This window comes from Achromobacter sp. 1011791174 (assembly GCF_059760925.1).
The window spans coordinates 1-21138 of record NZ_JCBANH010000109.1 but is presented as its reverse complement, the minus strand read 5'-3'; the positions used below and the strand labels follow the sequence as shown (position 1 = coordinate 21138).

The 21138-nt window shown below is 64.8% G+C and carries 22 protein-coding genes and 1 pseudogene; 8 read left to right on the top strand and 15 right to left on the bottom strand.

The window, feature by feature from the left end; translation table 11 throughout:
- Window positions 1–749 precede the first annotated feature (749 nt).
- Together rng and AC6LJ5_RS26285 are read left to right on the top strand one after the other, a co-directional pair.
- Entirely contained in the window at window positions 750–2213 is a 1464-nt protein-coding gene (gene rng, locus AC6LJ5_RS26290) for a ribonuclease G (RefSeq protein WP_498142064.1), read from the top strand.
- 159 nt (window positions 2214–2372) lie between these two features.
- A complete protein-coding gene (locus AC6LJ5_RS26285; RefSeq protein ID WP_498142062.1) occupies window positions 2373–3686 on the top strand; it encodes a tyrosine-type recombinase/integrase in 1314 nt (437 codons plus the stop codon).
- A 37-nt stretch (window positions 3687–3723) separates the two neighbouring features.
- Here AC6LJ5_RS26285 and AC6LJ5_RS26280 read toward each other — a convergent pair whose 3' ends face one another.
- The 5 genes from AC6LJ5_RS26280 to AC6LJ5_RS26260 form a co-directional block, all read right to left on the bottom strand.
- Window positions 3724–4728, bottom strand: a complete 1005-nt coding sequence (locus AC6LJ5_RS26280) for an acyltransferase family protein (RefSeq protein ID WP_498142061.1) — start codon at window positions 4726–4728, stop codon at window positions 3724–3726.
- Window positions 4729–4789: 61 nt separating this feature from the next.
- Window positions 4790–5308 carry a DUF2514 family protein gene (locus AC6LJ5_RS26275; protein WP_498142060.1) on the bottom strand — a complete coding sequence of 173 codons (519 nt, stop codon included), beginning with the start codon at window positions 5306–5308 and terminating at the stop codon, window positions 4790–4792.
- A 5-nt stretch (window positions 5309–5313) separates the two neighbouring features.
- A complete protein-coding gene (locus AC6LJ5_RS26270) occupies window positions 5314–5805 on the bottom strand; it encodes a hypothetical protein (RefSeq protein WP_498142063.1) in 492 nt (163 codons plus the stop codon).
- A complete protein-coding gene (locus AC6LJ5_RS26265; protein ID WP_498142059.1) occupies window positions 5805–6104 on the bottom strand; it encodes a phage holin family protein in 300 nt (99 codons plus the stop codon). The genes AC6LJ5_RS26270 and AC6LJ5_RS26265 overlap by 1 nt, the downstream gene beginning before the upstream one ends.
- A 1-nt stretch (window position 6105) precedes the next feature.
- Window positions 6106–6450, bottom strand: coding sequence for a putative holin (locus tag AC6LJ5_RS26260; RefSeq protein WP_498142058.1), 345 nt, complete (start codon window positions 6448–6450; stop codon window positions 6106–6108).
- 84 nt (window positions 6451–6534) lie between these two features.
- On the opposite strand from AC6LJ5_RS26260, the gene AC6LJ5_RS26255 reads away from it, so the two are divergent.
- Window positions 6535–7671, top strand: coding sequence for an acyltransferase family protein (locus AC6LJ5_RS26255; protein ID WP_498142057.1), 1137 nt, complete (start codon window positions 6535–6537; stop codon window positions 7669–7671).
- Here AC6LJ5_RS26255 and AC6LJ5_RS26250 read toward each other — a convergent pair.
- The 6 genes and pseudogenes from AC6LJ5_RS26250 to AC6LJ5_RS26225 all read right to left on the bottom strand — a co-directional run.
- Window positions 7643–8065: a tail fiber assembly protein gene (locus tag AC6LJ5_RS26250; protein ID WP_498142056.1), complete on the bottom strand. Its 423-nt coding sequence runs from the start codon at window positions 8063–8065 to the stop codon at window positions 7643–7645. The two genes, AC6LJ5_RS26255 and AC6LJ5_RS26250, sit on opposite strands and share 29 nt — an antisense overlap.
- Window positions 8066–8068: 3 nt before the next feature.
- Window positions 8069–8704 (bottom strand): gp53-like domain-containing protein, encoded by a 636-nt coding sequence (locus AC6LJ5_RS26245; RefSeq protein ID WP_498142055.1) that lies wholly within the window; start codon window positions 8702–8704, stop codon window positions 8069–8071.
- 24 nt (window positions 8705–8728) lie between these two features.
- On the bottom strand, window positions 8729–9394 hold the full coding sequence (locus AC6LJ5_RS26240; protein ID WP_498142054.1) for a DUF2612 domain-containing protein: 666 nt from the start codon (window positions 9392–9394) through the stop codon (window positions 8729–8731).
- The gene (locus AC6LJ5_RS26235; RefSeq protein ID WP_498142053.1) at window positions 9395–10576 is read right to left on the bottom strand and encodes a baseplate J/gp47 family protein; all 1182 of its coding nucleotides are present in this window, start codon (window positions 10574–10576) and stop codon (window positions 9395–9397) included. It abuts the gene before it with no gap.
- Window positions 10576–10929, bottom strand: a complete 354-nt coding sequence (locus AC6LJ5_RS26230; RefSeq protein WP_498142052.1) for a contractile injection system sheath initiator — start codon at window positions 10927–10929, stop codon at window positions 10576–10578. The genes AC6LJ5_RS26235 and AC6LJ5_RS26230 overlap by 1 nt, the downstream gene beginning before the upstream one ends.
- A gap of 8 nt (window positions 10930–10937) precedes the next feature.
- Window positions 10938–11492: pseudogene (locus AC6LJ5_RS26225) on the bottom strand (phage baseplate assembly protein V); the annotation flags it as partial.
- Window positions 11493–11570: 78 nt separating this feature from the next.
- Between AC6LJ5_RS26225 and AC6LJ5_RS26220 the strand changes: the two are divergent.
- The 3 genes from AC6LJ5_RS26220 to AC6LJ5_RS26210 all read left to right on the top strand — a co-directional run bounded on the left by AC6LJ5_RS26220 (window position 11571) and on the right by AC6LJ5_RS26210 (window position 13515).
- The gene (locus tag AC6LJ5_RS26220; protein WP_498142051.1) at window positions 11571–12092 is read left to right on the top strand and encodes a hypothetical protein; all 522 of its coding nucleotides are present in this window, start codon (window positions 11571–11573) and stop codon (window positions 12090–12092) included.
- 56 nt (window positions 12093–12148) lie between these two features.
- A complete protein-coding gene (locus AC6LJ5_RS26215) occupies window positions 12149–12598 on the top strand; it encodes a DUF7832 domain-containing protein (protein ID WP_392413376.1) in 450 nt (149 codons plus the stop codon).
- A 215-nt stretch (window positions 12599–12813) separates the two neighbouring features.
- Window positions 12814–13515, top strand: coding sequence for a DUF3053 domain-containing protein (locus AC6LJ5_RS26210; RefSeq protein ID WP_103273635.1), 702 nt, complete (start codon window positions 12814–12816; stop codon window positions 13513–13515).
- Between the two features lie 58 nt (window positions 13516–13573).
- On the opposite strand, the gene AC6LJ5_RS26205 is transcribed toward AC6LJ5_RS26210, so the two are convergent.
- Window positions 13574–15043: a GGDEF domain-containing protein gene (locus AC6LJ5_RS26205; RefSeq protein ID WP_498142050.1), complete on the bottom strand. Its 1470-nt coding sequence runs from the start codon at window positions 15041–15043 to the stop codon at window positions 13574–13576.
- Window positions 15044–15291: 248 nt separating this feature from the next.
- Between AC6LJ5_RS26205 and AC6LJ5_RS26200 the strand changes: the two genes are divergently transcribed.
- Complete coding sequence (locus AC6LJ5_RS26200; protein ID WP_103273633.1) at window positions 15292–16437, top strand: GGDEF domain-containing protein; 1146 nt, start codon at window positions 15292–15294, stop codon at window positions 16435–16437.
- Between the two features lie 18 nt (window positions 16438–16455).
- Here AC6LJ5_RS26200 and AC6LJ5_RS26195 read toward each other — a convergent pair whose 3' ends face one another.
- The 3 genes from AC6LJ5_RS26195 to msbA form a co-directional block, all read right to left on the bottom strand.
- Window positions 16456–16683, bottom strand: coding sequence for a hypothetical protein (locus AC6LJ5_RS26195; RefSeq protein ID WP_103273632.1), 228 nt, complete (start codon window positions 16681–16683; stop codon window positions 16456–16458).
- A 134-nt stretch (window positions 16684–16817) separates the two neighbouring features.
- Window positions 16818–18632: a monovalent cation:proton antiporter-2 (CPA2) family protein gene (locus tag AC6LJ5_RS26190; protein ID WP_498142049.1), complete on the bottom strand. Its 1815-nt coding sequence runs from the start codon at window positions 18630–18632 to the stop codon at window positions 16818–16820.
- Window positions 18633–18770: 138 nt separating this feature from the next.
- Complete coding sequence (msbA, locus tag AC6LJ5_RS26185) at window positions 18771–20546, bottom strand: lipid A export permease/ATP-binding protein MsbA (RefSeq protein WP_103273630.1); 1776 nt, start codon at window positions 20544–20546, stop codon at window positions 18771–18773.
- Between the two features lie 101 nt (window positions 20547–20647).
- On the opposite strand from msbA, the gene AC6LJ5_RS26180 reads away from it, so the two are divergent.
- Window positions 20648–21138 (top strand): glycosyltransferase family 9 protein (locus AC6LJ5_RS26180; RefSeq protein WP_498142048.1); only part of this gene is annotated, 491 nt, incomplete at its 3' end.

Here is a 21138-nt window from a genome sequence, read left to right as displayed (position 1 = left end):
CGTTGCGTCCTGCTTGGCTTCGCGGCTCAGAAAACTGCTTGAACTGCGAAGGAGCGAGACTATAGCACAGAAATTTCGCTTGTCACACGGCGGTCGTAAAAAAGATGTTGGCTGCCGAGCGCAGGACGCAATCTGTGGCGAAATCGCTCCGGCTTCGCTGGTGTGTTGCGGCCAGCCTATATAGAGATGGCCCTGGTCTTGCCTCGCTCCTAACCCATTGCCTGAGGACTCCGGCGCCGGCTCCGCTTCTGACGCCGCGAAGCCCCGAGTGCGACGGACTTATTCGCCGCGGTCTGGCAGCCGCACTGGCGCCACCTCTTTATCCCTATATGTATAGGATGCGACGACACACCATATATATAGAAGACCGCGCCACCCGCTCAGGGCACCCGGATCAGAACGAACCGATCAGCCCTGTCTTCCGAGCGGCAGCACAGTACGACCTGGTTCAAACGGACACCTGCAACCGTCACCCGCCCACACCCGTCGACGTCCCTTTTCCGACGTCCCTTTTCCGAGGACCGTGAATCAGGGCGCCCCTTCTCCCTTCTCCCTCCAACGCGCCCCTCTGTGCAAAACAGGATTCGAACACCTGCCCGCAGCCACCATTCCGTGCCACCCGCCCCCAGCTTCGTCAACGAGAACGCCCCGTCTCGACTTGCCTGCCCCGGCGGTACGTTTACTATTCGCCTTGTAAGCCGCCCACCCAACTCAATGGAGACGACCGCCCCATGCCCACTGCCACCGCAATGAGCGAAGACATCCTGATCAATGTCCCCCCGTTCGAGACCCGCGTCGCGCTGGTCGAGCAGGGAGCGGTGCAGGAACTGCATGTCGAGCGCAGCATCCAGCGCGGCCATGTAGGCAATATTTACCTGGGCCGTGTGGTCCGCGTGCTGCCGGGCATGCAAAGCGCATTCATCGACATCGGGCTGGAACGCGCGGCATTCATCCATATCGCAGACCTGCGGGAGAACCGGGGCGAGCGCAGCCAGGGGCTGCCGCCCACGCCGATCGAAAAACTGCTGTTCGAAGGACAGACCATCATGGTCCAGGTGGTCAAGGACCCCCTGGGCACCAAGGGCGCGCGGCTGTCCACGCAGATCAGCATGGCCGGCCGCATGCTGGTCTATCTGCCGCATGATCCGCATATCGGCATCTCCCAGAAGATCGATTCCGAGACCGAGCGCACGCAGCTGCGCGAACGCTTGCAGGCGTTGATGCCCGAAGGGGAGAAAGGCGGCTTCATCGTCCGCACCCAGGCTGAAGGCGCCAACGACGACGAACTGAACGCGGACGTGGCCTATCTGCGCAAGCTGTGGACCAGCGTGCAGGCGCTGGCGCGCACGCAGCCCGCCCCCGCCCTGCTGCACCAGGACCTGACGCTGGCGCAGCGCGTGCTGCGCGACATGGTCGGTCCGAACACCGGCACCATCCTGGTGGACTCTCGCACCACCACCGCGTCCATGCTGGAATGGGCGCGCACCTATACGCCGTCGGTGGTGGAGCGGGTGCGTCACTACAGCGGCGAACGCCCGCTGTTCGATACCGCGAACGTGGACGAGGAAATCGCGCGCGCGCTGTCGCGGCGCGTGGACCTGAAGTCCGGCGGCTACCTGATCATCGACCAGACCGAGGCGCTGACCACGGTCGACGTGAACACGGGCGGATTCGTCGGCGGCCGGAATTTCGACGACACCATCTTCAAGACGAACCTGGAGGCCGCGCAAGCCATCGCGCGCCAGCTGCGGCTGCGCAATCTGGGCGGCATCGTGATCCTGGACTTCATCGACATGGAAGAGCAGGAGCACCGCGACACCGTGCTGGCCGAGCTGAAGAAGGCGCTTTCACGCGACCGCACCCGCATGACCGTCAACGGCTTCACGCAGCTGGGCCTGGTGGAGATGACGCGCAAGCGGACCCGCGATTCGCTGGCGCACCAGCTCTGCGAACCCTGCCCCATGTGCGAGGCGCGCGGCAACGTGCGCACGCCGCGCACGGTCTGCTACGAGATCCTGCGCGAAATCCTGCGCGAGGCGCGGCAGTTCAATCCCAAGGAGTTCCGCATCCTCGCCTCGCAGGAAGTGGTGGATCTCTTCCTGGAAGAGGAAAGCCAGCACCTGGCCATGCTGGGAGATTTCGTGGGCAAGCGCGTGTCGCTGGAAGTGGAAAGCACGTATACGCAAGAGAAGTACGACATAATTCTTGTCTGATACTCCGGACTTCTCACCACATATCATTGCCCCTCTGAAAGCCGCATGAATCCTTGCGGCTTTCTTTCTTGGCTTCTCACGAGTTATCCTCCCAGCTCACGAAAAATGGGTAGCTAGATGGGTAGCCAAGCCGCCCAGCTACCCAAGACCGGGGACACCATGGCGACGAAGCGCGCATTGCAAGGCCTGTTGACCGACGTCCAGATCAAGAGCTGGATCCGCGCCGGCGCGCCTCTGGCCAAGTCCGACGGCGGCGGCCTGACGTTCACCCTTTCCAAGGCGGGCACCGCAGCCTGGGTGCTGCGCTACCGCATGCCCGGCCGGCGCGCCGAGGCCACCATCGGCAACTACCCGGATATCACCCTGGCCGAAGCGCGAAAGGAGGCCGGCCGGCTGCGCGCCCTGATAGACGGCGGCAAGGACCCTGCAGCCGAGAAGCGCGAGGCCAAGCAGAAGGCCCGGGCCGCCAAGACCATCGACTGGCTGGTCGACGACTATCGCGCCAAGGTGCTGCGCCACCTGGCGCCCAACAGCCAGAAGCTGTACGAGCGCCAGCTGCGCCGGATCGAGAAGGCTTGGCGCGGCCGCGCTGTCGATGGTGTCGCGCCTGGCGACGTCATCGACATCATCCGCAAGACGAAAGATGGATTCGCAAGCACGAAGGGCTGGCGCGAAACGGAAGCGCTATACATCGTTACCCGCGAAGTGTTCAAACATGGCGCCGGCCAGCACATCATCCAGGTCAACCCAGCGATGGGAATCAGCCTGGAGTCCCTGATTGGCAAGAGGCCCAAAGCCAAAGCGCGCCTCATGTTGACCGACGACGAGCTGGCCCTGGTCATGCGCGGCGCCGGCATGAACCGCCAAAACCAGCTCAGCATGTGGATCATCGTGGCCACATGCGTGCGAGTGTCCGAGTTCTCCACCACGCTGCGCGAGCACGTCCGCACTGACCAGCACACGATCAAGCGCCTTGGCTCCGGCATGTGGCACATCCCTGCGTCAAAAACAGGGCCCGCGACGGATATCCCTCTGGCGCCGGCCGTCGTGGCGTGGTTCCGCGAGCTGGACGCGCTGGCGCTGAACTCACGCTACATCGTCCCGGCACGCACGGTGGCGCGGCTCAAGAAGCACGGCGGCGACGCCCCTATCGGCAAGGATGCGGTCTGGGGGGCCATCGACTACTGGTTCGAGTACGCCAAGCCTGACGTCCGCCGCTTTACGCCGCATGATCTACGGTCGACCGCGAAATCCCACATGCGCGCCCTGGGCGTTGGCAGGGACATTTCCGAAATGTGCTTGAACCACAAGCTCAAGGGCATCGAGGGGATCTACGACCAGTACAGCTACTGGAAGGAACGGCGCGAGGCGCTGGCACTATGGGCAGGCCACCTGATTGAGTGCCGCGGCGGGGAAGCCGTGGCGGCCAGCGGCGCCCGCAATGCTGTGGCTTCCCTCCACGCAGCGCGCTGACCGGGCCTATACTGGGCCTCCATCCCTGGAGGCGCCGTCAAACTCGAATCGCCCCTCCCCGCTTTGCCCAGGATTTTTCCACCCAACTGGCGAACGCAATCAGAGGTCGTTCGATGATCTGGAAGCTAACGAGGCCCGCCAGCAACGATGCCCCCGCAGCCGCCCAGCGCCAGGCCTCGAGGGAACCACCCACGTAGTAGGCTGCCGTCCCGATCCAAGGCAGGACAAGCCAGTGCACCAGGTAGATTGAGAACGAGGCGTTGCCGATTCCCACCAACCAGCGGGGAAATTTCAGGCCGTTGTACTCCAAGGAAACCAGACCCGAGATCAGAGCGCCGAAACCGAAGCTCAGCAACAAGGCAATGTAGAAAGATCCGAAGTTAAAGACTTGGTACAAATTGAGATAGCCAAGCCCTAGCATCACAGCAGCAACACACATCATCACAAACGGATTGGCCTTGCGCATCCAGTACGCTGCGATGCCCGCAGCGAAGTATATTTGCCCGTCGTAAAACAGGTGGTAGTCCCACCCTTTGTGAAACCGGCCAACGAACCAGGCCGCGACCAATGCAATGAACAAGCCGCGCACGCGCACAAATGGGACGATCAGGGCCGCCAACGCGTAGAAGATCACTTCGTGTTCGAGAGACCAGCCCGGCGCGATGAACGGGTGGTCTTTCTGCGGGAAAATGAGAAAGCTCTTGAGCAGCCCAATGTTCCCTAGTTGCTCGAGATCGTACTGGAAGAAGCGGTCGGTATAGTTGAACAGCAACCCCAACCCCATCACGATCCAATATAGGGGGACGATACGCCATGCACGCTTGAGCAAGAAGGTACCTGGGTTGAATTCGCTCTTGCTCACGACATGGCAAATGATGAACCCAGATATACAGAAAAACAGGTTCACACCCAAACCACCATTGTCGCTGATACCGGGGATATACCAGAGATCTTTGGCCCAGTACACAGCGATGCGTGCATGCATCAGCATAACCATGAGCGCGGCCACTGCGCGCAGCGCTTGGATGGATTGAAATTTCATTGTTGTACGTATGTCGCCGGATTTTTCACGGCGACATAATAGCCGGCTGCTGCGCGTTGGCCTAGTTCCGTACGCTCAGACTGTCGTATGCGCGCTCGCATGTCAGTCCGGCGACGCGGGCGCGGTCTGCAATTCTCGCAAGCGCTGCAGCTCGATCGATAGCGCGGCCGAGCATGTAGGCGAGCAGATCGATGGCAGCGGCTCCTGACGGGCCTCCGCTGGCAAGGGTGGCGTCTCGGGCGACTGCGGAGCGAGCCAGCGTGTTTGCACGGGCGCGCAAGCGGTCACGCTCATCACGAACGCCAGCAGCGTCAGCAGCCGCAGCAGCGGCCAGGGTCTGGGCATCATCACGGGCTTTCTCCATGGCGGCAGTACGCCGCCTCTCCTCGGTTCGGGCCGCTTCGACCGCGGCCACGGTCGCCTGGGCCTGGGCGTCGTTCTCTTCGGCCTGCTGGCGCTGCAGCTCGGCAATCTCCGCGCCGTAGCGCCAGCCCTGGGCCGTCCAGGCCACGACGGCACCCACGATGGCCACCGCCGCGTAACCGCGCCAGCCTGCCAGCACGCCGGCGGCGCGTCCCATAGCGCTCACGGCTGTACCTCGGCCACGGCCTGGGCATACAGCGCCGGCCACGTCTGCGGATGCGGTTTTCCCGGACGCCAGGTGCGCAAGTACAGCGCGAGGGCCGCATCGGCATCGCCGACGGCCGGCAGCTTGCCCGGGTCCGTCCACAGCAGCAGCCGCGCAAGACCGGCGGCCAGGATGTCGTCGTATTCCAGCGCGCCGTAGATCGCGCCCGGATCGCATGCCACGCTGCGGGCCTTGCACAACGTCACCAGGTGGTCCTTGCTCGCCGGGTGCAGGTAGACGCCCCACACGCCGCCGCGCGACGAGCGGCTGCCTTTCTCAAATTGCCAGAAGCCGCGCGCCGGGCCGCCGATCTGCCGGCGATGCACGAAGCGGCTTTCCTGCAGGCCGATCGCCAGCAGCATGACGCGCGCGGCCGGCGTGTACATGGCGGCCGGCAGCAGGGCCAGCGCAGGGTTGATCGCCGTCGAAGTGATTTCGGTCAGATTCATCATTGCCTCACACTCACAATGCACGCAACATTGCCTTGCGCGCGATAAACGAGGACCGCCAGCAAGAGCGCCACAACGGTCTGCCACACGGTCACCTGCTCATGCTGGACAAGCACGTCCAGCGCCTGGCCGCCCGTGCCGACGATCAGCATGTAGGCCACCCAGGACATGCCGCGCCGGAACCGCGCGCCGTTGCGCCTGTAGAGCAGCAGTCGCCCGGCCGATGCGAGATTGGCCGCCACAAAAAGAAAGGCCACCAGAACGTGGTGGCCTGATGCGATCACTTCTGCAGGTTGCATGTCAGCCCCCTTTCCTGAAGACCGAAAAATCCAACGTCTTGATCTTCTCGATTGCCGTCAGCGCCGCCGTGACGACGAGCGCCGCCGCACCGAATGCAGCGATCGCGGTTTCTTTGATCGGAGTAAGCCCGACCACGTCAGGGGCCGCCAGATAGCCGATCACGAATGAAATCGCCCAATAGGCCAGCCGCGCCAGCGCGCCCCCCTCCTTCCGCGAGACTACGAACAGCGACGCGCCGGCGAAGGCGCCAATCAGCGCATTCCCGTCTATCCCCGGCAACAGTCCAGCGAGCGTCACGCCCGCCGCCGCTGCCGCAACAACACCCGTGCTTGCAGGTCCTGCCATTGGTCCTCCCGACCGAAAAAATCCGCCCGAAGGCGGCATAAAATACGGCAGAGTTTTCAAAAAATGCTGCCTTGAGCTATCTAAATGCCCCCCCGGACACCATCATTTCAGAAACTTACCGAACTAGAGTCTGCTCAACTCGACTCTGTGCGCGGCGCATCCGCGCTCATCGTTGCGATCGCTCACGCCAATCAGACGATCATTGCGCCGATGCATGCTGGGGCTAGTCTTGCACTTGGGTTTGCCGCGCAGGCATCTGTGATGGTGTTCTTTGTCCTCAGCGGCTTCCTCATCGGCAAATCGATAAATGGCAATCTGAATCGTCATAACGGTCGCTTCGCGATCGGTCAATATGCCATCGATCGGGTGTTACGAATTTGGCCGCCATTGCTGCTTGCGCTACTGTTGATCGTAGCGATGCAGCACTTGTCGCCATTCGTTTTCCCCAGTGGCTCATCGTCCTTCCTACAGTCACCCGGAGAAAGCCCAGCACGCACTGGTCTAACTTACACGGCCTCTGAAATCCTCGGTGCCGCACTTGGCCTAAATGGATACCTCACAGATACGCCCACAGCAAACGGGCCGCTCTGGAGCTTATCGATTGAGATCTGGTATTACGCGCTCGCCGCAATCGTTGCTCTCCCGCGAGGATGGTGGCGCCTGCTTGCGGTACCCGTTGCGGCCGGACTCATGCAGTTGGCACAAAACAATAGCCAGTTTTTCTACTATCTTCCGGTTTGGGCTGCCGGCTATGTTGTCGCCATTCTTCATGATCGGCGAGTATTTCCGTCGCTATCGATCATCCTCATAGCGATAGCGGGCTGCCTTACAGCAGCGGCATGGAATGGCTATCAATCTTCCACGATCATCGACGGCAAACTATCCTGGCTAGCGCTTGTCAGGTTCAACGTATTTTTCGGCTTTGCAGCTTGCGGGCTTCTCATGCTCTTGCTTCAAGGCCGACTGCGCATTTCAACCGCTGCGCGCTCAAGTGCTGCATACGCATATACGTTGTACGTCATACACTTCCCCTTACTGCTGTTCATCTACGGCGTTTTTCAACCATGGATAAGGCAGGGGATGCTGCAGAGCATTGCAATTGCAGTTGGATCTGTTCTAGCTATCGTCGTACTGTCCCGGACGCTTTCTCGCGTAGTTGAAAACAAGCGCCTCCTACAGAGATTGCTACAAATCAGGCCGGCGCCTGTGGCCAATCAATAGCCTTCGGAAAGCCGGCCTGCTGCGATACTCGGCTCACACAAACGCGGTAACTTTGCCACCTAGTCAGCAGTTGCTGTTCGGCATCGGTGACCATCGACAAATCCACCGCATCCTGCAATGGAGCAATCCTTACAGCTGCGGCCGCGAGCAGCTGATCACGATGTGCGAAAGCCGCTGCCGCCAACTGCGCGTCTGTGGGCGGCGGAGTTGGGCGCTTCTCGATCAGACCACTACTGCGGTCGAGCATCCAAATGCCGTCCAACTCATTGATTGTCGATACAAATAGCTCGTCGCTGACTGAGACCGCATCGGGCGGGATGTCGTCGCCATTGATAAGGCTGTCGTAGCGGGCAGTCAGTGCCCCGTCCACTGCAAAAGCGATGAACTTCGTCATGTCCTAATCTCCAATAGCGATATAGTTAACCGTCCCGAATAGTCCACTTGTTGTAGACAGATAAAACGTTCCCCCGCTAACTGTCGTTGCGGCGCTGGACGATGCCACTGCCCCTCCCCCACTGCTGTGTGAACAAACAACACGGCGGCATGCTGTTGGAAAAGACACAGGCCACGTCGTGTATACCCCCGAGGAATTTGCGTCCACCGCACCCCACTGAATGATCAGGCCACCTGGGAGCTTTTGATAGCCCGAAGTTCCAAATAGCTGGTTCGCCCCTTTCAGAGAGTCGGCCAACTTCTTCGGCGTCAACAGCACCGAATCGTCGCTTGACGCCTGAGCTTGAGCAGTCGACGCCACCTGAGACTGCAAGTACGCCCGCAGGGCTGCAATGAAGTCAGCTTTCAGGCCAGGGATATCCCCATCGTCCAATACATCGATGCCGCTTGTATCTGCGATGAATTGGCCAAGCATGGCGGCGGCGAAGGACACCTGACGCCAAACGGTATTCAGCTCTTTCGATTTCGCAACACCCGACTGAAAGCCTCCTGCGCGGGTTGCGAGAGACTGATATTCCGCGGGCGACAGTACGTTGGCGCCGGCCGCAGTACCGAAGGGGAGAATCTGATTGGTAGCCACGATTTTTCCTTGGTGGGCCGGCGATCAACCGGCATGCAGCACACCCCAGAGCCCGCTTTCGAACCCAGAGATGTACTTGTTCTGAACATCGAACCCGAAGAGAGGACCATCTTCATCGGGCACCACGTAATAGTTGATGCGCACGCCTTCCGGCCTCACGGGGATATATCCGCCGGTCAGGAGCGCGAGAAAGATTGCTGAGGGGCGCTCACCGGAGACCCCGATGTCCATCGACATGTCGCCATTGTCTTGAATGAACACATGCGTGCCATCTCCGAAAATCAGCTGCAGAATGGGTGCCGAACCGTTCAGTGTTCCGTCCCAGTGGTTCGCCGCGATCTTGGCTCTGATCAGCAGCCGGTAGGTCTCGTCGTCGAGCGTCGTCACGCCGGAATCTGGATCGAATGGCCCTTGCCAGACCCCCTCATCAGCTCCCAGGCCAAAGGTGTCGAGAGAAAAGTAGACTCCGACCAGCGGCGTTCGGACATGGCGCGATATCCCGACCCACAGCCCGATTGCATCGAGTTGAGTGCCGATTGCAATGTCCAGGTCGAAGGCCGCGATCAAGTCGGTGAACACTTCTTGGGCGTTGACGAAGCACTGCGAGACGCCGCCCACCATACCGTTGAACTTGGGCTTGTCCCGATGGAAAGCCGTCACGAGCCCCAGGTACTTCTCCAGGTCAGCCATTTAAATCACCGTCAGGGCTATGGCCGCAGGCGTCACCCCCGCCGCGGCGTTGAATGCCAGAGGCACGTCAGGCGTACCCGTGCCGCCAGGGCCCGACAGCGTCAACGACACCAGCTTATAGACGACACCTCCCCCAACTGAATTGGCGGCCGTGATTGCGTCGCCCCATTCGACGGATCCGCTCAAACCTCCCCCGATGGCCGCCGCGTTCACGTATGCAACCACCGCGTCCTTGATCTGGCCACCGACCGCTGTCGTGTAGCCGGTCAGCGCTTTGATCGTCAGGGCAGCGGTGATGGGCGCAGCGACGGGCCGGAAAAAGTGGATCGGATGCGCGATGCCGTAGATGTCGGTGACGACTTCCGTGGTTGTTCCGAAGGTCCCCGTTCCAGGCGTTTTCTTGGCGGCGATTGCGCTGGCAATGGCCATTGCGTCGCCGCCGTCCACCACTAGGCTGATGCTGTGTGACGGAATGCCGTGGGCGTCCGTCGCGTTCGTGTCGTTCTCGTAGGCCCGATAGCGCGCCACACCAGCAATCGACGCCACAGCCCCTACCGTGCCTTCCAGCACGGTGCGCGACGGTAGCGCCACCGAGACAGCTTGCCGGACGCGCAACGCGGCGTCGCTTTCGACCGGCGCGCCGGGTGTGGCCGCGGCCGGGTTGCTCACCGACTGCCAGCCCAGCGTCGGAGTACCGATCTGCGTGATCGTACCGGCCGCCGCCGAAACGGCGCCCTGCTGCGCGCTAGAGGCCGTAACGGTGACCTCTCCCGCCGGCGGGATGACCACCACCGCGGGAAGCGCCCACTGCTGCTGATTCGCATCCTTCGCGATGCCGTTGACGATCGTGGTTCCCGCCTGCCCCACAATGCGCAGATCGACTGTCGACGCACTAGCCTGGGCCCGCTTGATGCCGTTGATCTTCACGTTGCTCGACAGCCCTTCGCCGATCCCCTTCGCCGGCGAGAACGAGTTGTAAACCTGAACCGCGACCGTGTTCGTGTCGTTGATCGCAGACGCCAGAATCGCCAGAAATTGCCCGTCCTGGCTGTCTGCACCCAGGTACACGTCAGCCCCGTAGATCGCGCGAAATTGCGTCTGCAGGTAGTCCAAGACATCCGCATAGGTCGGCGCATGGATGCCGGTCGCGTCCACCGTCGGCGCCGTAGTCGTGATGGCCATCAAATCCTCGCCTGCACTGTGGTCTGTCCGTAGACCGTGTTGATCGTCGCCGCGATGGCCACCTGCCGCGCATCGGTATCCAGGTCGCTGCTGTAGCTCACCAGCTCGATTACCCCCGGCGTCCCGAGGATGCGCTGGCGAATCGCCGCGTCATAGGTCGCTCGCGTGTTCTTGCCCAGCACTTCCGTCATCCACGGCGTCCCGTCCGTCGTGTCCAGAAACCACTCCCCACGGAACAGCATCAGCCGCGTCTGTACCGCCTGGGCCACCGCCAGCGGCGTGTCCCGGTAATAGTCGGCCTGCTGCCCGCCGAACGAGTAGTCCCCGTTAGCGTCCAGTTTTCGATAGCGCATGAAAGCTCCTACACGACAGGCCCGGAATTGGACGAGCCGCCCTGCACGCCGCTGTGCTGGTGCGTGTCGTCGATCCGCTTGCCGTTCGACGTCAGCGAACCGATGAAGTTGATCGCGCCCGTGATCGTCGCCGCGGCGCCGGCGACCGCACTGCCAACCAGGCCGCCCAGGAAAGTGAAAAGGCCCGTCACGGTCACCCGCTCGCTAAACGTGGCATGCGGCGTCACAACCTCCAGCCCGCCCGGCGCCACGATGCGCAGCTTGTGGCTGTTCGGATCCAGCTCGAAGAACGCCGCCCCATCGTCGCTGCGCAGCTGCGTCGCGCTCGTGCTGATGCCAGGAATGGTGCGCGGCTGCGAGCGCACGCCCACGAAAACGAAGCCGTCGGACAGGTCGTGCATGCGCCGCTCGGCCTGCTCCTGAACGCCACCCGACTGCCACCAACTATCAATGCAGCGCGACGAGAAAACAACCAGGCACTCGTCTCCCGTCTTGACGGGAAACGTCAGCGTACAATTCCCGCCAGAGGGGAAGTGGACCGGGCAGTCCGTCAGTAGCGGCAACGCCGTGGCGACGAACCGGCATCTGCCTCAAGCACCGAGCACATGCCCCACCCGCGAACACCGCCACAGAAATCACCGATGAACCTACCCTCGCCCGTTATCGCCGCCCATCCGCCGTCCCGCCCGCGCGCGCGCTGGCACGGCGTCCTGGCCCTGTGCTTCGGCGCGGTCGCCGCCGGCGCCTTCTACTATTTCCTGCGCGGCACCGGCTCGCGCGCGCCGCTCGCCCTGATCCTGAACGGCAACACCGAGGCCGGCGCCGCCAAGCTCGCGGCCTATGCCTTCATCGCCGGCGGCATTCAGTCCTTCCTGATGCGGCTCAGTCCCAGGCTGGGTTTCATGGCCCTGCTCTGCAGCACGCTGACCCTGCTCGGCGTGCTGGTCGCCTGGAATCTCCTGCCGCGCATCGCCGACGGCCTGCCCTATGCCGGCGCGGCGCTCGGCTGGCTGGCGCTGGCCGGCCTCACTTATGCGGGCTGGCGTCGAGGCGCCCATCGGGCCGACCTGGGCCGCGCGGGCGCCACCGCCTCGCTGGCCATCAGCGTGCTGGCCCTGTTGCTGGCGGTCTGGGTGCTGGTGCTGCGCCCGCTGGTTTTCTGAATCCCGCACCGCCCGGCGCGCGGGCGGCCCTCCCACGACAAGGAACACAGATCCTGATGAAATTCGACGATGCATCCTGGCACTACGAGGGCGATTATCCCGCCGACCTGCCTGAATCCGCCGCCGCCACCCACATCGGCATGTTCCTGGCCTGGGCGTTGTTGCACGGCATGGCGGGCGAGGAGCTGATCGACGATTCGGCCGAGGCGCTGGCCGCTTTGCAACGCCGGGAATTGACGGGCGCCCAGTTCCTGATCACCGAGCTGGACGAAAAACTGATCGACGAAGATCTGAATGCCGAGGGCGCCGCCTTCGCCCTGGCGTACTACGTGGGCGACGATCACGACAGCCGCTACATCGACGACTACTTCGCCGCCTTCTCGGTGAACGAAGCCTCGCTCTACAGCGTGCCGGACACCTGGGAACACTACGAACGGCTGGCTCCGGCCATCGATGCGCGCTACGCCCGCTGGGTCCGTGAAGGACGGCCGCAATTCGTGGTCTAGGGCCCGTCCAGGCGCCCCGCTAAGCGCGCGCCGCGCGCACGTAGCAGCAAACGACGCGCGAATCACATCGTTCTGTGACCGAGTTGTTTCATTCCACTTCGTTTGCAAACAAGTCTTAAACCTGTGGCAGGCGCCGGGAGCAGTCGATAAGCTCCCGGCGCTTGGCGTTGCTGCCCGGCGGCTCGCCCGATATCCCGCAACACAGGAGCTTTTCCATGAAATTCCTTTTCCGCCCGATCGTCGCCCTGGCCCTGGCGCTGCCCTTGCTGCTCGCCGCCTGCGGCGACAAGGAACCCGAGCAACGCGCCGCGTTCACGCAATTCCTGCAGACCCGTATCATCGACAAACCCGGCGTGCGCGTGCCGCAGCTGACGGCGGAAGAAAAGAAGTCCTTCGGCGACTACGCCGCGCACTACGCCGTGATCACGGATTTCAACTCGGGCATGGACGCATCGGTCAAGCCGCTGAACAGCCTGATGCAAAAGGGCGGCATGCGTACACTGAGCGACATCGTCGCTCGCCGCGACGACCTGAAGACGGTGCAGACGGCGCTCAATGACATGGGCACGGCGCTGAAGGAGCAGCAAGGCAAAGCCGACGCCGCCCGCGCGCAGCTCAAGCAGCCCGACGACCTGAAGGCCGTCTATGCCAAGGCCTATGAAAAGACCGTGACGCTGCCGGCCGACACCTTCCGCAGCGTGCTGCCGCAGATCAACGCCACTTTCGACAGCAGCCTGAAGATCGCCGACTACGTCGCCCAGCACCAGAAGGAAATCCAGATCTCCGGCTCGACGGTCCAGGTCAGCGATCCGGCCGTTCAGAAGGAATTGAACACGATGCTGCAAGACCTGAACACCCAGGCGCGCAACGTGCAGCAGGCCCACACCCGCCTGCAGGCCGTGATGCTGGGCCGCTGAGCCCTTGCCTGAAGCGCGCCGCCTTGCGGGCGGCGCGCGCTACCGGCACGCCGGCGCCTTACCGTCCGGCCATGAACACGCGGTTGCGGCCGGCCTCCTTGGCGCGATAGACCGCCGCGTCCGCGGCTTCGACCAGGCTGGCCGCCGCCTGCCCTGGCTCGGGCAGCGCCGACGCCACCCCGATGCTCAGCGTGACGATGCCCCCGCCATTGTCCTGGTGCGGCAGCCGCAAGGCGGCGACCGACTTGCGCAGGCGTTCAGCGATGGCGAGGGCCTGCCGCCCTTCCGTGCGCGGCAGCAACAGCACGAACTCTTCCCCGCCATAGCGCGCCGCCAGGTCGCGCGGCCGCCGGGCCTTCTGGCGGATGGCCTGGGCCAGCCGCCGCAACAGCGCGTCACCTTCCTGATGCCCATAGCGGTCGTTGTAGCGCTTGAAATGGTCCGCATCCACGAACAGCAGGGACAGCGGCGCGCGCTCGCGCAGCGCGCTTTGCCACTCGCGCTCAAGCACCTCGTCGAACAGCCTGCGATTGGATATGCCCGTCAGGCCATCGGTATGCGCCTGCGCCTCCAGCCTGCGCTCGACCTCGCCGCGCCGCGCCATTTCCCGGCGATACAGCAGCATCAGCGCCAGCATCGCCGCCGACAGGGCGATGGTGACGGGTACGATCAGCATCGCCCGGCGCACCCAGGGCTGCAGCACCTCGTCCACGGCCAACGCCACGGCGACCACCACGGGCGTGCCTTCCACACTGTCGAATGTATAGAGGCGACGCACGCCGTCTGGCGACAGCATGCCGACGAAGGCGCCCTCCCGCCGGATCAGGAACTGCTGGAAGGCCGGCGACATGGCAAGGTCGTCGCCCAGGTCGCTCATGGAATACGGGTCGCGCGCCAGCACCGCGCCGTCGTTGCGGAACACGGTGATGACGTCGCGCTCGCCGATCGACAGGCCCGCAAAGCGATCGCGAAAATACGCCAGGCGCAGCGTGCCCACGACCACGCCGGCGAAGCTGCCATCGGGATTGGACAGCCGCCGGCTGACCGCCAGGCTCTCGTCGCCGCCGCGCAGGCGGCTGCGGTAGGGGCGGCTGAGGTACATGCCCACGTCGTCGGCATCGCGATGGACTCGGAAGAAATCGCGATCGGCGAAGCTGGTAAGCGGCGGTGCGATGGAGGCGGAGTCGTAGCGGACCAGGCCGTCGCTGTCCAGCACCAGGATGGTGCCCAGGTACTCGGCCGAGGCGGAACGATCGAACAGGAAGCGATGCAGCGTCTGCGGCGCCAGCAAGGCCACGCCCGGCTCGTGCAACCGTTCGATCACGCCCTGCAAGGACAGGTCGTAGACGTGGAGCGTGCGGCCGATGGCGCCGGCCAGCCCGTCGGCCAGATTGCGCGACGCGACATAGGCCGCGTCCCAGGTGCCGCGCCGGTCGACCCACAGCAAGGCCGCCGCGGCCACGCAGATGCCCACCGCGACCAGCGTGGCCAAGGTGTACAAGGCGCGGTGCACATAGCCGTGGGGCATCAAGACGGCGCTCCTTCGCGGCGGCCGAGGGCCGGATTCATATCCTGTAAAGCAGCAGCCAGATAATGCCGGGCCATGTGCAGCCGCGCAAGCAGCGGCGGCATACGGTGTAAACACACCGTGAATACATGACGCGGGCACTTGCCGTATGATGCGCCCGCGGCCGTCCCCGGCTACCATGGCGCAATCCGGCCGCGCGCGTGGACCGAGCCGAATTGAACCGGACCCGCGGCCGCCTCCGAGACACCATGGAAAAAAAGGATCGGATCTACAGCTTGCCGGCATGGCGCCTGACGAAATGGCTGGTCAAGCCCGGCCGCAACGTGCCCGCCGATATCCAGATCGCTCTGCTGGGCGGCCTGTTCGGCTCCCTGCCGATCTTCTTCGGCGGCATCATCAATACGCTGATGGTCGCCGCGCTGATAACCTTGCGCCGCCCCGAGCCGCCCTTCCTGCTGTGGCTGGCGCTGGAAACGCTGGTCTGCGCCTCGCGCATCGTGGTGCTGACCTCGGCCCGCCGGGCGGCGCTCGCCGGCAAGCCCACGCACACGGACCTGTACGTGGTGCTGGCGCTCTGCTGGGCGCTGAGCGTGGGCTACGGCACCTTCATCAGCCTGCTCAGCGGCGACTGGATCGCCGCCACGCTGGCATGCCTGTCGGCCGCGTCGATGGTCGGCGGCATCTGCGTGCGCAACTTCGGCGCGCCGCGCCTGTCGGCGGCGATGGTCGCACTGAGCATCGGCCCCTGCGCGCTGGGCGCGCTGTTCACCCACGAGTCCATCCTGTGGCTGGTGCTGGTGCAGGTGCCCTTGTACATGACGTCCATGTCCATGGCCTCGTACCGGCTGAACGACATGCTGGTGTCCACCATGCTCGCCCGGCGCGAGAACGAGCTGCATGCCCGCCAGGATTCGCTGACCGGCCTGCTCAACCGTCACGGCCTGTTCGGCGCGCTGGACATCGCCGTCCGCAACGCCGGCCACGGACAGGCGGAATATGCGGTGCTGTATCTGGACCTGGACGGCTTTAAGGCCGTCAACGACACCTACGGCCACGCGGCGGGCGATACGTTGCTGACCCAGGTATCCGCACGCCTGGTCGCGCTCAAGCCGGCGGACGCGGTGGCCGCGCGCATCGGCGGCGACGAATTCGTGCTGCTGGCCGGCCGCTTGTCCGAGGCCGAAGCGCGCGAACTGGGCGAACGCATCATTGCCTCGGTTTCCCTGCCCTACGATCTGGACCAGGACAAGCCGGTGAGCATCGGCGGCAGCGTCGGCATCGCCTTGATTCCGCGCCACGGCGCCGACAGGGCCTCGGTGCTGCACGCGGCCGACCGGGCCCTGTACCTGGCGAAGTCGGCCGGCAAGAGCCGCACGGCGATGGCCCAGCCCTGACGCCGGCCGGCCGCCGAATCAGGACACGGCGGCGGCGATGCGGAACGGAAAGCCCTTGGCGCCACGCGCCTTGTCCGTTTCACGGTGGGCGCCGATGGCCCAGGCCGGCCCGCCCGCCCCCGAGTGCGATACCAGCTCGCGCATCGCCTGCGCTGAAAATCCGCAGCGCAGCACGGCGGCCTGTCGGCGGGCAAGCTCGAAACCGATGGCTTGCGGCGGCGTGGTGATGCGATCTGATTGCAGCATGGCGGCCTCCTGGCGGCGGGCTCTTCGGAATGAAGAACCGACCGGCCCAATCTAACTCAGCAGGCGCGGCTTGCGCGTGAAATGAAGCGAAAATAAATGCAAAGATCGCTTTACATAGATGCCGCGAATGCTTGTCACACGGACGTGCTGCGCGCGGCCTCGTGACTGTCCGGCGCCTCCCGGTCCGGCTGGTCGTTCCGGCCGTCGGCCGGGCTGCTCATGTTGCCGTACAGCAGGGAACGGCCGGCGAACAGGCCGCCGGCCACTTCCAGCTCGAAGCGCTCGGCGTCGCGCCGGCGCACGTCGGCCATCGCTTCCTCGGCCTCGTCCGCCGGCACCCCGGCCTCGCGCAGGGCGGCTTCACCGAAGGCCAGGGCCGACTCCAGGGTTTCACGCACCTGGAAGTCCACGCCCTCCTTCACCAGCGCCAGCGCATGAATGCGGTCGTAGGCGCGCACCACCAGCTTGACCAGGGGGAATTCCGACTTGATCAGCTTGACCGCATGGTTGACGGCCTTGGGATCGTCGATGCAGACAAGGATCAGCTTGGCGGTCCCGGCGCCGGCGGTGCGCAGCATGTCCACGCGGGTTCCGTCCCCGTAATAGACTTTCACGCCCCATTTGGCGGCGGCCCGGATGGCGTCCGTGTCGGTGTCCAGGATAGACACCTTGATGCCGCGCGCCAGCATGGCCTGGGTGACGATCTGGCCGAACCGCCCGAAACCGATGATGAGCGCGCAGCCGTCCAGGTCGCGCGCCACGTCCACCCCGTCCATGGACGGCGCCGGCTTGGGCAGCAACCAGCGCAGCGCCAGCACGCACAGCGGGGTCAGCGCCATGGAAATGATGACCACGGCGGTCAGCACGGCCGCGAGATGGGCGTCGAAAATGCCGACCGCGGCGGCCGCGCCGTACAGCACGAAGGCGAACTCGCCGCCCTGGGCCAACAGCGCGGCGCGGGTCAGCGCCTCGCCATGGGAGGCGCGCAACGCGCGGGCGACGGCATAGACGCCGATGGACTTGACCGCCATGAAGATCAGCACCGCCACCAGGATCAACGGCCATTCGCGCGCCACCGCGGACAGATCCAGCGACATGCCCACGCCCAGGAAGAACAGGCCCAGCAGAATGCCCCGGAACGGTTCGACCTCGGCTTCCAGCTGATGCCGGAAAGTCGATTCGGACAGCAGCACGCCGGCCAGGAATGCGCCCATCGCGGTGGACAGGCCGCCCAGCTCCATCAGCAAGGCCGCGCCCAGCACCACCAGCAGCGCCGCCGCCGTCATCACCTCGCGCGCGCGGGCCGCGGCCAGCAGGCGGAACAGCGGATTAAGCAGCCATCGGCCAGCCGCCAGCAGCGCCAGCACGCAACCCAGCGCGATGGCGGCCTGGGTCCAGGGATCGCCGTGCCCGCCCGTGCCGGCGGGCGCCAGCAGCGCGGCCAATGCCAGCAGCGGCACGATGGCCAGGTCCTCGAGCAGCAGGATCGAAACGATGCGCTGGCCCTGGGCACTGGCGGTCTCGTCGCGCTCGGCCAGGATCTGCATGACGATGGCGGTGGAGGACAGCACGAAGCCCATGGCCGCCATGAACGCGGCCGGCGCCGACAGCCCGGCCAGCAGGCCGACCCCGGTCAGCAGCGCGCCGCAGGCCAGCACCTGGGCCACGCCCAGGCCGAAGATCTCTCCGCGCAGCTTCCACAGCCGCGAGGGCTGCATCTCCAGCCCGATGATGAACAGGAACATCACCACGCCCAGCTCGGCGACGTGCAGGATGGACTTGGGATCGGAAAAGAAGCCGATGCCGAACGGGCCGATCGCCAGGCCGGCCGCCAGATACCCCAGCACCGACCCCAGCCCCAGCCGCTTGAACAGCGGCACGGCGACCACCGCCGCGCCCAGCAGCACGACGACGTTGACGAGTTGATTGCCTTCGGCGGGCACGGACATGAGGCTTCTCCTGGTTCGGGCAGCCCTCAGTCGGGCATCTAGAGCATCGATCGCCACCCATCGGGATGCCGCGGAGCCGGCTTTGCCGGTCCGCAGGCATGGGCCGCGAGGGGCAGCGCGCAAGCGCTTCGGGGAGGGCTAGTCCTCGCGGAACTGCATCTTGTAGAGCGATGCGTACAGGCCATTGGCCGCCAGCAACTCGGAATGGGCGCCCTGCTCGACGATCCTGCCGGCGTCCAGCACAATGATACGGTCGGCGTTCTGCACGGTGGACAGGCGGTGCGCGATGACCAGCGTGGTGCGACCGCGCATCAGGCGTTCCAGCGAGGCTTGAACCTGACGCTCGGACTCGTTGTCCAGGGCCGAGGTGGCCTCGTCCAGGATCAGGATGGGCGCGTTCTTGATCAGGGCGCGCGCGATCGCCAGGCGCTGGCGCTGGCCGCCGGACAGGCGCGCGGCGTTCTCGCCCACCTGGGTCTGCAGGCCGTTGGGCAGGCCCTCGACGAATTCCAGCAGGTTGGCGGCGGCGAGCGCGTCGCGGACCTGCTGCTCGCTCGCCTCGCCCAGCGCGCCGTAGCCGACATTGGCGGCGATGGTGTCGTCGAACAGCACCACGTCCTGGCTGACCAGCGACAGATGCGAGCGCAGGCTGCGCAGCGTCAGGTCGTTGACGGGCACGTCGTCGACCAGGATGGTTCCGGTCTCGGCCAGCACGAAGCGCGGCAGCATGTTCACCAGCGTGGTCTTGCCGCTGCCCGAGCGGCCCACCAGCGCCACGGTCTGGCCGGGCTCGACGGTGAAGGACACGTCGTGCAGCGTGTCGCGGTCGGCGTCGGGGAAGCGATGGCCGACGCCTCGGAATTCCACGCGGCCGCGCACCGGCTCGGGCAGCGTGCGCGTGCCCTGGTCGATTTCCGGCTTCTGGTCGATCAGCGTGAACACGCTTTCGGCGGACACCAGCATCTTCTGCATGCGGGCGGCGACGTTGGTCAGGCGCTTGATGGGATCGAAAATCTGCGCCAGGGCGGCCATGAACGAGGCGAAGCTGCCCACGGTCAGGGAACCGCTATTGGCCTGGCTGAGGGCGACGGCGATCACCGCGCCCACAGAAATCGAGATGCAGACCTGGGTCAGCGGCGTCAGCGCGGCGTCGGCCGTGGTCGTGCGCATGGCGAAGCGGCGCAGCTTGCCGCTGACGAAGGCGAAGCGGCCGCGCTCGACCTCATAGCCGTCGAACAGCTTGATGACGCGCTGGCCGTCGATGCCCTCGCTGACCACCCGGGTCAGCTCGGCATTCATGTTGACCGTGTCGCGGTTGATGCTGCGCAGGCGCTTGATGAACACGCGGGCGACCAGCACCGACACCGGCAGCATGATCAGGATGATCAGGGTCAGTACCCAGGACATGTACAGCAGCACGCAGATAAGCGCGATCACGACCAGGGTTTCGCGCACCAGCACGGAAATCACATCGGTGGCGTAGCCGGTGACGTTGCCGGCGTCGATGGTGAAGCGGTTCAGCAGGCGGCCGGTGTCGCCGGTCTTGAAGTCGGCGTCGGGCAGCCCCAGCAGACGTTCGAACATGTCGCGGCGCATGCCCAGCAACACGTTGTTGGCCACCCAGGCCAGCAGGTAGTCGCTGAAGAAATTGCAGACCCCGCGCACAAAGATCAGTCCCACCACCGCCAGCGGCAAGGACCAGACATAATGCGGCTTGACGCCGGAAAAGCCCTCGTCGAGCAGCGGTTTCATGATGACCGCCAGCGTGGGCTGGGTGGCCGCCGCGCCCGCCATCAGCAGGATGGCAAGCACCAGGCCCTTCCAGTAGGCGCCCACGCGCTTGTAGATCCGCCCCCAGAGTTCGGCTTTGACAGGCTCGGAGCCCAAGGTCGCTTTGCGTGCGGCAGAATTCAAAGGAATCACTCGCTTCAATACAATTATGCGGTGGATTGTACCGGCTGCGCGCCGCCGTCCGCCCCCTGTCCCGTCCTTGACCTGCGCCCCGGCGCCCGCCCATGTCCGAATTCAGCTGTCTGTATGTCCGCCTGCCCAACTGGGTTGGCGATGTCTGCATGAGCCTGCCCAGCCTGCGCGCCCTGCAGGCGGCCGGCCTGCCCCTGGTGATCTGCGCCCGCCCGTGGGCGCGGGACCTGCTGGAAGGCATCGACAAGCAGGATTTCATCGCGATGCGAGGCAAGGTCGGACCCGACCGGGCCGCGGTCAGCGCCCACCGTCGCGCGCTGGGCGTCGACGGCAGGCGCGCCCGGGGCCTGCTGCTGCCCGACTCGCTGTCCAGCGCCCTGGTGTTCCGGCTGGCGGGCCTGCCGTCGGCGGGCTACCGGGACGACGGCCGCAGCCTGCTGCTGCGCTGGCCGGTGGACAAGCCGGAGGCGTCCCTGCACGCCGTCGAATCCTGGCACTACCTGACCCGCGCCGCGCTCACGCGCTGGGGCCTGCCCGCCGGCCCGGCCCACCCCGCCCCGACGCTGGACCTGCCGCTCACGCC